Genomic DNA, 12,655 nt, shown 5'->3' with positions numbered 1-12,655 from the left:
TTATTCGATGCGTTGAGTGACCTGGCAAATTAAGCTTCCCTGCGACAGCCTGAGCGTCAATTCATCGCCTGAAGAAACATCCCCGGAGCTAAAGACGACCCGGCCCTGATGGGTCGCAATGGCATACCCCCTCTCCAGTGTAGCCAGAGGGCTGACGGCATTTAATGTACTCATTTGCAGGGATAGCGTTTGCCGCATGGCGGCCATGCGATGTGCCATGACCTGAAGCAAGCGTTGTTCCAGTTGTCGGCGCGCAATCAAGGCCTGACGGACTCCCGTGTGCGGATTCTGACCTTTAAGCGTTAAAAGGGCAACCTGCAGACGGTTTTTTAAGGCATAGAGGCTGCGTTGTCCGTACAATTGCAATCGTTGCTGCAGGTGATCCAGGCTCTGCCAGTAGCGGTAAATCAATTGTTCCGGCGAACTCAATGCGGCCAGGCGATGACTCAGTTGCATCTGATGATGCTGAATGAGCCTGTCTAAGGTCATGACCATCCGGGTTGCGGCAAGACCAATGAATTTGAGCAGATCCTGCTGATTGGGTGTGACGCTTTCCGCCGCGGCAGTCGGTGTGGCTGCCCGTAAGTCCGCGACAAAATCAGCAATGGTAAAATCCGTTTCATGGCCAATGCCTGAGACAATGGGGATGGCGCTCTCATGGATGGCAATGGCCAGTTTTTCGTCATTAAACGCCCACAAATCCTCAATGCTGCCGCCCCCGCGTGCCAGGATCATCACCTGGCTTTGGCCATCGGCATTGGCCTTTTTAACGGCATTAATCAACTGGGCCGCGGCGCCTTTACCCTGCACCTCACAGCAATACACCAGCACCCGGGCAATGGGGTAGCGTCTGGCTAATGTCGCGAGAATATCATGCAGGGCAGCGCCGCTGGCCGAAGTCACAACGGCAATGGTTTGCGGAAAGGCAGGAATGGCTTTTTTACGGGCCGCATCAAACAGGCCCTGCTGCTGTAATCGGGTTTTCAGCAACTCAAATTGCCGGTAGAGTTCGCCTAATCCATGGTCCGTCAGTTCCTGAACGATAAGCTGATAGTCGCCGCGGGCTTCGTACAGGCTTAATTTGCCCCGGGCAATGACCTGCTGGCCGTCGCGGAACTGGCGGGCATCGGGCGTATGGTGGTTGCGAAAGAAAACACACCGTAACTGAGCCGCGGCATCTTTCAGAGTAAAATAATAATGCCCGGACGCGGGTTTGCTGAGGTTGGACAGCTCGCCTACCACCGACACCTCGCCAATGTCAAGTTCAAGCCAGGAACGGATTTGGCGATTAAGCTGGCTGACGGTTAAAGTTGACAAGGTTAGACTCAAAAGTGATGAAATTATTGCAAAACAGCTTACCAAAAAGTGAGAAAATAGAAAAATGGTTGATGTTATTTAATCTTTGTTTTACTGTAAGAAAATTATTATTCCAGGGATTATAGGATGTTTAATAAGTACACCATAGCACTCCTTGCACTGGTTACTGCGCTTCCAGCTAACGCACAGACGCTCGCCGAAGCGGTGCAGCACAGCATGATTTCCAATCCCGATGTTCTTTTTAATACTGCCAAAGGCTTGTCGGCGCGTCAGGGCATTGACAAGGCGAGGGGCGCTTATTACCCGAGTGTCGATGTGACGGCGGGTTATGGCCGTGAACAAAGCTTAAACCCAACGACAACGGCCATTGACGGCCCGGGCAGACGGACGTTGACCCGTCAGGAATCCCTCGTGGAGTTACGCCAGAGTCTGTATGCCGGCGGCGGCATTGTCAATGAGCTTAAGCGTAATGAACACCTCTACGAGGCCCAGAAATTAAAAACCCAGGGCATCGCGGAAGATCTGGCCCTGGAAGTCGTTAACCGCTACCTGCTGGTCCTGCTGCATGAAAAGCTTTACGCCTATGCCAAAACCAATCTTCGCACCCACCGCTCGGTCTTCAGGCTGATAAGCGATCGCAAGGAGGCCGGCCTTACCCGTGAAGCTGAAGTCGATCAGGCGGTTGCACGCCTGGCTTTGGCCGAGGCCAATTTAATCAGTGCCGAAGCCAACCTCCGGGAAGTGAGAATTAACTTCGCCAAAGTGGTCGGCAGCTGGCCCATGAACCTGCAATGGCCGCGAATCCCTAAAAGCAGTGAATTACCGAGGACATTGACTCAGGCGATTGAAAAAGGGCTTGATCATCATCCCACGGTCAAATCAACCTATGCCGACATTAAAGAAGCCAAATCACAATACCAAGTGGCAAGAGCGGCTTACGTTCCTCATTTTGATCTGGTGCTTAGCGCATCCAAAAACCGAAATCTTGACGGATTGATTGGGCCAAATGATGATAAACTGGCCATGGTGCGTATGAATTACAACGTTTTCCGCGGTGGCTCGGACGTGGCCAACGTGAAGTTGACGGCGTATCAGGTCCAGGAAGCCTATGAAGTGAAAAACCGATCGCTCGTGGATTTGCGCGAATCCATTCGCTTGTCGTGGAATGCCTGGGTTGCTGCCGGCCATCGCTTAAAGCCGCTGCGCCGCCATGTCCTTTCCTCCCAACGAACCCGAGGGGCTTATCAGGAACAATTTAAAGTAGGCAAACGGACGCTGCTTGACCTGCTCGACTCCCAGAATGAGTACTATGAAGCCCAGATTCAATACGCCCGCGGTCAAAACGATGAAATTTACTCCCGTTACCGTATTTTAAACGGCATGGGACGATTACTGCCTTATCTGCACATGCGTTTGCCGGAAAACGTGGTCAACAATGATGTTTTCAGTTCCGCGCAAACCCATGTCCTGCTGGATAAAAACATGGATGGTGTACCCTATCCGGACGATACGGATCGCCCACTGGCTCTGGCGCATCCTGTTAAAAACATGGAAACCACGCCATTAACCAAAGCCATCGTCATGAAAAATACCGAAGTGCCAACCCCGCCGTCGCCCATGGTCTGGTACGTGTCGGCCGGCTTCTTTAAAAACAAGGCCAATGCGGTGGCCCTGGTGAATCGCTTGAATGGTCTTGGCTTTACAGCATTCTCCCGCACCGTGAACGGGGGAGAATGTGTGTATATCGGCCCTTATGAGTATCGAGGCCACGCGGCAAATGGGATGGAAAGGCTGAAGGAAATTGCCCATGTACAGGGAGTGCTGGTCACGTTTAAAAAGAATACTCAGCACGCTTAGGGATATTATTCCTATCGCTTTGCTCTTCTTATGGCCTCTGTCTGCTGCCGTCATGGCCGGCAGCGACAGCATTCGCCTGGCTTTAACGGAGAGCCATCCGGACACAAGCCATGACTCGGCCGCGGTTTTGCGGTTTAAAACCTGGAAAAAATTGATTCTCACTCATCAAAACAGCTCGACGCTGGACAAACTCAAAGCCACCAATGACTTTTTTAACCAGTTTCATTTTGAAAAAGATTCAGGTTATCAAGGGGTCACCGATTACTGGAAAACGCCGGAAGAGTTTATTGCCGATGGCAGCGGGGATTGCGAAGATTTCTCCATCGCAAAATACTTTACGCTGTTGGCCCTTGATTTACCTCTTAACACCCTGCGCATCACCTACGTGAAATCAGTGACGCTCAATCAGGCTCACATGGTACTGGCTTACTACCCAACGCCGCAATCCGAGCCGCTGGTGCTTGATAATCTCGTTTCCGACATCCTGCCGGCGTCAAAACGACCGGATCTCGTCCCCATTTACAGTTTTAACGGCAAGGGCTTATGGCTCGCCAAACAGCGCGGCCAGGATAAACCGCTGGGAAATGCTTCGCAATTGAGCAAATGGCGGCAAGTAATACAACGCATGAAAAAAGGTGATGCTCCATGACATTAACCAAAAAAATGGCTTTGGGTGTTTTAGGGTTACTCCTGGTTATTTTTATCGGGACGTTCCTGATCACATTCAATAATGAAAGAAATTTCTTTATTCAACAAATGAACAGCAATGCGCAGGACACCGCCACGTCACTCGGCCTGTCACTGTCGCATGGGCTTTATACCCGGGACAAGGCGTCGGTGCTGTCCATGGTTGAGGCGGTGTTTGATCGGGGTTATTTTGCCATGATTGAAGTCCGCAACATCCGCGGCGAATTGCTGGTGGCCCGTTACGCCCCAAAACGCAAGCACTCAGCGCCGGACTGGTTCCATGAATTAATCCAATGGCCATCGACCGTGCAATCCGCCACCGTAATGCATGGCTGGAATCAGGTCGGTGAAGTCTTGGTCAGCAGCGATACAGGCTATGCGGTGGATGCGTTGTGGTTAAATACCATGGATTTATCCATCTGGTATGGCGTTTTCGTGGCTCTGTCACTCCTGATCGTCTACTGGTTTATCCGCTGGCTGCTCAGGCCCTTAAAGCGTTTAACCCGCCAGGCGGAGGCTATAGGGGAGAAGGAATTCCCCATAGAAACCACCATTCCGAGGACTAGGGAATTAAAAAAAGTGACTCTCGCCATGAATCAGATGGTGACGCGTATTAAGAAAATTTTTAATGACCAGTTGCAGCAGATGGAAACGCTGCGGCACCAGTCGTTTCAGGATTCACTGACGGGCCTCGGCAACCGCCGCTATTTTCTGCAGCAGCTCTCGGCACTACTCAATCACGACGAAGAATTTGCCCCGGGCTTTGTGATTCTGGTGGTCATCGATGGGTTGGATAAATTGAACCATGATGCGGGCTATCAGCAGGGGGATAATGTCGTCAAACAGGTGGCTAAAGCCTGCCGAGGATTCTGGAAAGAGACCGCGTCAACCCTGATTGCCCGTATTGGCGGCAGCAGTTTTGCTATCCTGGTGAAAGAAAATGACGCGGCGCATTTTGTCAGCCAGTGTGACAGTTTCAATCAATCGCTGCAAAAGCTGTTAACACCGGAGTTTGGTTGCCGTCTGGTGATGTCGGCGACATCCTACCAATTGCATCAAACGCCGCGTACGCTGCTTTCGGAAGTGGACAGCGTGTTAATGACCGCCAGAGAAGCGGTCGATGGGCTGGCTTACAGCGACAATTTGCCGGCTCATAACCCGGCCAATATTGCCAGGGGCGACCTGTTGCAGGCGATAAGCAACCGCCAACTGGTGCTTTTTGGGCAGGCAGTAACCAATGGCGAAAGGATGCTGCATCAGGAAATTTTTGTGCGCATGGCCTTAGGCGAGGATTTAATCAGCGCCGGTTATTTCATGCCCTTAGCCATTCGCAATGGGCTGGCGTCCCAGATTGATCGCTTTGTATTGGAGGAGGTGATCAACAAAGGCCTGCTCAATACCAACGACATTGCATTGAATATCACCGAAACCACCGTTGTGGATGAGGAACTGCGCAAGCAATACCTCAAACAGTTAGCGCAGATTCCATCGCATCTGCTTGAGAAATTAAACATTGAACTCAACGAACTGATTGTGCTTAATCATTTTAGTCAGGTCATGGTGCTGGTTAAAAACCTGCAGAAACTGGGTGTGCAAATCGGGGTGGATCAGGTAGGGATTCATTTTTCACCCATGCACTACCTGAAGCAGTTGCCGTTGAATTACCTTAAATTGCATGGCAGCCTGATCCAGGATATTCAGGAAAACCAGAACAAGCAGTTTTTTATTCATTACTTTAATGAAATGGCCAACACCCTGGATATCCGTGTGATAGCCACCCAAATCGAGTCTGACAAGCAATGGCTGACATTAAAAAGCCTGAATCTGCACTGGGGACAAGGCCAGTATTTAGGCTCGGTTCACCCGATGACCGGTAAAAAAGCATAACATGGTTAATAAATGACCAAATGGCCTGTGGATAGACTATAGTAATAAAGTAACTGCTGCTTTTTTAAGGTTTATCACCCATGGCTGTACAGACTGCATCCGGAGTGGTTCAGGGACTCGAAGGCATTCTGATTAAAAATTCTGGTAATGGACACAATGAAATGGTCAGGCTGGGTACTCCGCTTCATGACGGAGATACCCTGGTCCTCCTAAGCGGTAACGCCTACATCCATCTGCTGACGGAGGATTTTCCCACTGCCTTGTCGCTAAACCAGCCGCTGCACATTGACGGCATTTCCCCGTTACTCAAACCGTCGACCCCCGAATCCTTAATTGGCGACATCATTGACGAAGCATTGGCGAAAGGGATTGATCCGACCTTTATTCTTGAGGCATTGGCAGAAACCGCTGCGGGGCAGGAGCTTCTCGGCGAAGGGGGGAATTTTTTTATTCTTGATCCCATGTACGGTTTAGGCGCCGTTACTGCCGGCTACCCCACCATTGGCGTCAGCTTTGACAGCCAGGGCAGGGAAGATTACGTCAGCCTGTTTGATGCCGACAGTTTATTAAACGAGGTGGGAGTCCCTGGATTACCGTCGGGCGGTGAATTACCGCCTCCTTTCGAAGTGAATGCCGATCCGGTGGTCGTGGATGAAACGGCTGGGTTACAGACCGTCGTGCAGGGCTGGCAGTCCAATACGCCCAGCAGCGAGATAAGCGAGGTGCGTCTGGATGCCGCCGATGGCCATTCAGCCGTCTGGAATGCGCAAACCGATACCCTGACTGCCGCAGACGGCACCTGGGCCATCATCGTACATCCTCCAGCTGGGGGGGTGGGTATTACACTTGAATTCAAGCAGCTTACGCCGGTACAACATGCCAACCCCAATGATGCCAATGACTTTATTACCGTTCCGATCATCATGACGGCTACCCGTGAAGGGGATGGTGCTCGCGCCAGTTGCGATTTCACGGTCACTATTTTTGATGATGGTCCGCGAATTGTGGGCAGCGGTGAACAGGAAATCATAAGGCTCAATGTCGATGAAAGCTTTATTCCGGCGCAGGGCGCTGTGGATACGGCCGATTTTGCTTTCGCCTTTGCCAATCATTTTGATTTTGGCATGGACAACACAGCGGCTCATCCTGGCCATCTTGTTTATTCACTGGGCCTTGAGAGCAACCAGACGGGTTCAGGCCTGCACACCATAGATGCGACCGCAGCAACGGGCAAAGGCATTGAAATTCAACTGGTGGATGATCAAGGGGTCATTCGGGGCATGGCCAACGGATTGGAGTATTTCACTATTCGTGTGGATGCTGCCACGGGCGTTGTGACGTTCACACAACAGTTATCCGTCTGGCATGGCGATGCGTCCGATGCCAATGATTTATCCAGTTTAATCACGGAACAGGTCAACGATTTATTTATCAGAGCCACCGCCATCGATGGCGACGGCGATTCAGTCAGCGACATCATCGGCCTTGGTAACGGTATTTTTTCCATCAATGACGATGGTCCTGCCATTACCATTGATGCCGTACTGGAAGCGCCGCGATTGAACGTCGATGAAACCCAGCTTGCGGTATCCGCCTCGGCTTCTGCGGATTACAGTCCGATTTTCGATATTCATCCGGGCGAGGATGGCTTAGGTCAGGTTAATTATTCTTTGGATGTCAATGCTGCTGCTGGCACGGGCTCCGGACTGTATTCGGTGGATCCGTCCCAACCGGATGGCAGGGGCGAAGAAATTCGTCTGGAACAGCGTGATGCCAATACTGTGGAAGGCAGGATCAATAGTGACATTTATTTCACCATTGCCATCGACAGTCAGAGCGGCGTGGTCACGTTCACGCAGCACATCAATGTCTGGCATGCCGATACCCATAATCCCGACGATGTCTCGACCCTTCATGCCGCCATGGGCAGTCTGGCCGTGGTGGCCACCGTCACCGATGCCGATGGTGATCAGGCGCAAAACAGCGTGGATGTCAGCCAGGGATTTTTCGCCATTGATGACGATGGTCCTCGTTTGACCCTTCAGACGGACTCTGCCCAGGTGGTTAATGAGGATGCCTTGCCCGATGGCAATGCTGATCCGGTGCAAACCCATACAATAAGCGGCTCTCTGGAGACTCTTGTGGATTTTGGCGCTGATCAGTCGAGCGGGTTTGAGTTGAGAACGGATGCTGCCGCGGTGCTTGAGGCAATGGGATTAACTTCCCAGGGTGAGCCCCTCAGTTATGTGTCTCTCCAGAATGGGGCGGCAGCAAGCATTGTGGCGCAGGATCAGGGCGGAGCGGTTATTTTTGATTTTACCTTAGACCAGTCGACAGGCAGCTACACGTTTACTCTGTTTGGACCGCTTGATCATCCCTCTCCGCCAGTCGCCACCGATGATGACACTCAATCCTTGGCCATTAACCTGGGCGCGGTGATCAACGCCGTGGACGGCGATGGCGACACCGTGTCTCTGGATGGTCGTTTCGGTGTCAATGTGCAGGACGATTTGCCCATTGCCGTCAATGACTGCGCCCCTGTCACAGAGCCGGTTGCCAATTTAAACATTTACTACGTCGTCGATGTTTCAGGCAGTATGGGCGATCGCATCATCACCGACGAGGGGCCCACAACCCGATTGGCCCTGGCCCGGGAAGCCTTGATTAATTTGACTAATCAATACGCGGATTACAACGGCGCGGTCATTATTACCATCGTGCCCTTCGCTTCAGGTAACGGTAATTCAGGTGCGTTTGCCACTGAAAAATTTGATATTCTAAACGGCGAACTCAACGACGCGCTGGACTTTATCAGCGGTCTTGAAGTCAGTGAAAACCCCATACCGGGATCAGGCACAGAATACAATGACGCGCTGAATATCACCCGCGGCCTGCTGGAATCCGACATTGCGGTGACCTCTCCCATCGCCGATTACCAGCATGTGGTGTATTTTCTCTCTGACGGTGTTCCGAATCCCGTCACTGCCGGCGCACCGGCAAGCTGGCAGCCGTTTGTCGACAGCAACGACATCAACGTGATTCCGGTCGGCATTGGCCAGTTTAATCCAGGGCCCCTCGCGGCCGTGGGTAACAGCGGCGATGAGATTATTCAGGTACTTGACCCCAGTGATCTGGATGCGACACTGCAACAGCAATTAAACAATGCCGTCAACGGCAATGTGCTGCAAAATGATGCCTTTGGCGGGGATGGCCCGCATGATCATCGCATCGTGTCCATTACGCTCGACAATCAAACCTATCATTTTGATGATCCCGGTGTAGTCAATAATGAGTTGACGGTGTTTGACGCGCTGGGCGGGGAATTAACCTTTAATTTTGCCACAGGCGACTACACCTACATTGCCGCCAACGTGAATCAGGATGAGCAAGTCCAGGTAGGCTATACCATTCAGGATGCCGATGGCGACCAGGACAATGCCTTGTTAACCATTAAAATTGACAATGTCGAGCCGCCCGAAATTACCCTGCTGAGCAAAACCATCGAGTTTACCCGCACGGAACAGGGGCAGCAGCCTTATGGTGATGCCGAAGTGGCAGAGTATTTATTACTGCAGGCTTTAGGCCGTGAAGGGCAGGTGGTCAGCGTGCCGGTCAATGGTGTGGATTTAACCAATACTTTCATTGAAATACCCACCCCGGTGCAAGTCAAATTCGTTTCTGAAGGCGCAGGCCATCAGAACATGGTGGGATATTACCTCTACGATGCTGCCGGAAATATCATCGCCAATTCCGCGGGCCTCATCTGGCTTGATGCCTCCGCCGTGGTGACTTCCGGGGTTGGCGGTACGAATTTAATTGAAAATACCTTCAATGCTTTTGGCTTAAACCAATCTGACACGTTCAATATCCCAACGATTCCAGCCGGGCAGGGCATTGGGTTTTTCCTCATTGAGGACGGGGCTGATCTGGATAGAAACGGCGTGAACAATGTCAATGCTGTGACGATTAAATCGTTAGTCACAAGCCAGGGCATAACTTCCATCGACAACTTGAACAACCTTGTTTCCATTGACAATGGACGGGTGAAAGTGGGCAATACGGAACTCATTGGTAATGTCTATTTCAGTCACGACAAAAGCTTAAATACCGATGCCGCCTCATTTCCTGCTGGGCATGCCTTAAGCGGTGTGACCTTTGATCAGCAGGATCCGGCGCTTCTGGCTTACAGCGGTTTGCTCATTGTCGGTTTTGAAGATTTACAAAATGGCGGCGACAGGGATTACAACGACATCATTTTCAGTGTCGACCTGGGAGCCAACATTCAAAACCTGACCACTGGCAGTGCTGCGATTGTGGAATCAGTCAGCGATCCGGATAGTCCATTTTTAACCAAGGCCGTGGTCAGCAGCAGTGACTTTATTGCCGGCGACGCCATTAATCTCGTCTCCACCGCAGACGTTGTTTTTAACATGGGGCTGGGGCAGGTCGCCATTAATTATGGCGGCGAGAATTACGTGCTGCAATTTCAGGATTTTGGCACGGGGAATAATTATGCCTATGTGTTTACTGCCTTAAACCCAGGTCAGCTCGTCCCGGTTGGCGCTTATGAGCTCATGCTCAAAACCTTAACCTTCACGCCGGTAGCCAGTGAAGCCAGCGAAGGGGTGGTCAGGCATGTGCAGGTGTCAGTGACCGATGACACCGGGCTGGTGGATACCTCGGTCACGCAATTCGGCGTGCAGATCAACGATACGTTGCCCATCAATCTCATTGATTTTAACGCCCAGGGCCATTTTGATTTTGGTGCTGGCAATGACGTGGTATTGATTCCCGACAACATGGACGGTTTGGGCAAGGTCAATGGCAATCACGGCATAGACACGGTGCAGTTGAATCAGAACGGCATGAATCTAACCGCCCAGGAAATCACGGGTCATTTTGATTCAGGCTGGGAAAAGGTGGATATGACCGGTCATGGTCAAAATACCTTAAGCTTAACGCTGGATTCCGTGCTGGCGCTCTCGTCTGGCAGTGAACTCAATCTGGAGTTGAATAATGGCACTCAGGTTTCTGTTCTGCAAATCAAGGCCGATGGTGGGGCAGCGGCGGATACGATCAACCTGCACAGCGCGGATGTTGAGGATGTCTCCAATTTGTTGACTGCCCCCGCACCTGGGGAGCAGTTATTCAAGCTGACCAATGCAGCGGCTACGCAGGAAGCCTACGTTCACATTGTCAGCCCAACGCAGGAATTGCCGCAGGTGAATGTGACGGAAGGGGGATAATCGCGCGGGCACCGCGCGTAGGGCTAAGGAATGGCAAAGTGCCAGTTCATGGCTTTGGACAACCCTTCCAGCATGATTTCCCCGCGAATGCTGTTGCCTTTCGGATTGACACGGGGACTTAAAACGGCAATGCCCGCTTTTCCAGGCACGGTGGCAATGGTGTAACCGGAAACGCCGCTTTTCGCCGGCATGCCGGTGCGCACCATGTGCGTGCCGGTTTCATCGTAAAGGCCGCAGGTGGCCATAATGGCCAGCGTGATTTTGCAGGTTTCCAGGGAAATGATCTGCTCACCCGTTTCTGGGTTTCGCCCCCCATTAGCCAGTACCGTGGGTAAAAACAGCATTTGTTCAAGCATCACTTCATAAGAACACAAGGCGAAATACAAATCGAGGGTTTCAATCACGTCAGTCCCTAGATTGTTGCGGCTTTTTAAGAGATACGCCAGGGAGCGGTTGCGATTGCCGGTGCGTTTTTCCGAGGCAAAGACCAGGGCATTCATCGTTAATCGTTGATTAAAGAGTTTTTGTATCCAGTGTTCAAGCCAGGCAAACTGCTGCTCGCCCGTACCGGGAATACGCGAACACAGGGTAATGGCACCGGCATTGAGCATAGGGTTTGAAGGTTTGGGGCCAAATTGCTCAAGGCGGGTAATGGAGGCGAAATCATCACCTGAGGGTTCGACTTTCACCCATTCAAACACCTGTTCAAAGCCAAACTCTTCCAGCAGACCGATTAAAGGCACCATTTTACCGGTACTTTGCAGGGTTACCGGTTGCAGCGGGTGATTGCTGTAAGACAACGGACTTTCTCCCAGAGGATGCACGGCAATCGCGGTCAAATCCTGGTTCACATTGGCAAGCTCGGGAATGTAATCCGCTGTTTTTCCTTCCTGATTCAATTCCGCCTGATGAACCAGTTCTTCCAAGACCTTGATATTAATCAATTTTGTTGACATAAGACCCTTGAGATCGAAAATCAGCCATTATGCTAAATTTAGCACAGTAAAACAAATTAATTTTCATCTCGTTTGTTCTTTTGTCATAGGGGTAGTGAAGCCGTCAGAGGGCCAATAATGTGCTATTATTAAACTTGTTGAGGAGAAAATAATCACAAAAACGGTTTAAAGTAATAGCATTAAATAAGGTATGGGATGCTAAAAACAAAACTCGGTTTACTACGAGGTCGATCATGTGGCTGGCCGAAATTAAAAAAAGAAAAAGGCTATACACTGTTTGAGCTGATGCTGGCTGCCGGCATTGTCGGTGTTCTTTCTGTTATCTTTATTCCAGGTTACTTCCGTTATGTGACGCGGGTCAACATGACTACAGCCACAGCCGACATCAAAACGGTTGAAATGGCGATCGAAAAATACTACGGTGAAAACAACCAATACCCCCCTGATCTTGCCACCCTGGGCATCAGCATGAGAGACCCCTGGGGAAACCCTTATCGTTATTTGAACATTTTAAACGGCGGTCCTTCAGCAAAAGGGATGGCCAGAAAAGATAAAAATCTTGTTCCGATTAATTCGGACTATGATTTATACAGTAGCGGTGAGGATGGCGCTTCGGTCTCTCCCTTGACGGCTAAAGCCAGTCAGGATGATGTGGTGCGGGCGAACAACGGAGCCTACATTGGTCCTGCCGCTGATTATTAAGCA

The 12,655-nt window shown here is 51.1% G+C and carries 7 protein-coding genes; 5 read left to right on the top strand and 2 right to left on the bottom strand.

Annotated features, from left to right (window positions below; all coding sequences use genetic code 11):
- Entirely contained in the window at positions 1 to 1,329 is a 1,329-nt protein-coding gene (gene xseA / locus DYE45_RS09945) for an exodeoxyribonuclease VII large subunit (protein WP_115300866.1), read from the bottom strand.
- A 114-nt stretch (positions 1,330 to 1,443) separates the two neighbouring features.
- On the opposite strand from xseA, the gene DYE45_RS09940 reads away from it, so the two are divergent.
- The 4 genes from DYE45_RS09940 to DYE45_RS09925 all read left to right on the top strand — a co-directional run bounded on the left by DYE45_RS09940 (position 1,444) and on the right by DYE45_RS09925 (position 10,994).
- Positions 1,444 to 3,174, top strand: coding sequence for a TolC family outer membrane protein (locus tag DYE45_RS09940; protein WP_108290181.1), 1,731 nt, complete (start codon positions 1,444 to 1,446; stop codon positions 3,172 to 3,174).
- Positions 3,125 to 3,823, top strand: a complete 699-nt coding sequence (locus tag DYE45_RS09935; protein ID WP_207393846.1) for a transglutaminase-like cysteine peptidase — start codon at positions 3,125 to 3,127, stop codon at positions 3,821 to 3,823. The genes DYE45_RS09940 and DYE45_RS09935 overlap by 50 nt, the downstream gene beginning before the upstream one ends.
- Entirely contained in the window at positions 3,820 to 5,748 is a 1,929-nt protein-coding gene (locus DYE45_RS09930) for an EAL domain-containing protein (protein WP_115300865.1), read from the top strand. Before DYE45_RS09935 ends, DYE45_RS09930 begins: the two co-directional genes overlap by 4 nt.
- An 80-nt stretch (positions 5,749 to 5,828) precedes the next feature.
- The gene (locus DYE45_RS09925) at positions 5,829 to 10,994 is read left to right on the top strand and encodes a DUF5801 repeats-in-toxin domain-containing protein (protein ID WP_115300864.1); all 5,166 of its coding nucleotides are present in this window, start codon (positions 5,829 to 5,831) and stop codon (positions 10,992 to 10,994) included.
- A gap of 23 nt (positions 10,995 to 11,017) precedes the next feature.
- Here DYE45_RS09925 and glsA read toward each other — a convergent pair whose 3' ends face one another.
- On the bottom strand, positions 11,018 to 11,950 hold the full coding sequence (gene glsA / locus DYE45_RS09920) for a glutaminase A (RefSeq protein WP_115300863.1): 933 nt from the start codon (positions 11,948 to 11,950) through the stop codon (positions 11,018 to 11,020).
- A 195-nt stretch (positions 11,951 to 12,145) separates the two neighbouring features.
- On the opposite strand from glsA, the gene DYE45_RS09915 reads away from it, so the two are divergent.
- Entirely contained in the window at positions 12,146 to 12,652 is a 507-nt protein-coding gene (locus tag DYE45_RS09915; RefSeq protein ID WP_108290171.1) for a prepilin-type N-terminal cleavage/methylation domain-containing protein, read from the top strand.
- Positions 12,653 to 12,655: the final 3 nt, after the last annotated feature.

Source organism: Legionella taurinensis (assembly GCF_900452865.1).
GTDB classification, from domain to species: Bacteria; Pseudomonadota; Gammaproteobacteria; order Legionellales; family Legionellaceae; genus Legionella_C; species Legionella_C taurinensis.
Note: the sequence above shows the minus strand (reverse complement) of the source record. Positions and strands in the feature narration are given on the sequence as shown.

Excerpts from the sequence above, each read along its gene's own strand:
- DYE45_RS09925 (WP_115300864.1), top strand. The coding sequence starts at position 5,829 with ATGGCTGTACAGACTGCATCCGGAGTGGTTCAGGGACTCGAAGGCATT.
- DYE45_RS09940 (WP_108290181.1), top strand. The coding sequence starts at position 1,444 with ATGTTTAATAAGTACACCATAGCACTCCTTGCACTGGTTACTGCGCTT.
- DYE45_RS09935 (WP_207393846.1), top strand. The coding sequence starts at position 3,125 with ATGTACAGGGAGTGCTGGTCACGTTTAAAAAGAATACTCAGCACGCTT.
- DYE45_RS09915 (WP_108290171.1), top strand. The coding sequence starts at position 12,146 with ATGCTAAAAACAAAACTCGGTTTACTACGAGGTCGATCATGTGGCTGG.
- DYE45_RS09930 (WP_115300865.1), top strand. The coding sequence starts at position 3,820 with ATGACATTAACCAAAAAAATGGCTTTGGGTGTTTTAGGGTTACTCCTG.
- glsA (WP_115300863.1), bottom strand. The coding sequence starts at position 11,950 with ATGTCAACAAAATTGATTAATATCAAGGTCTTGGAAGAACTGGTTCAT.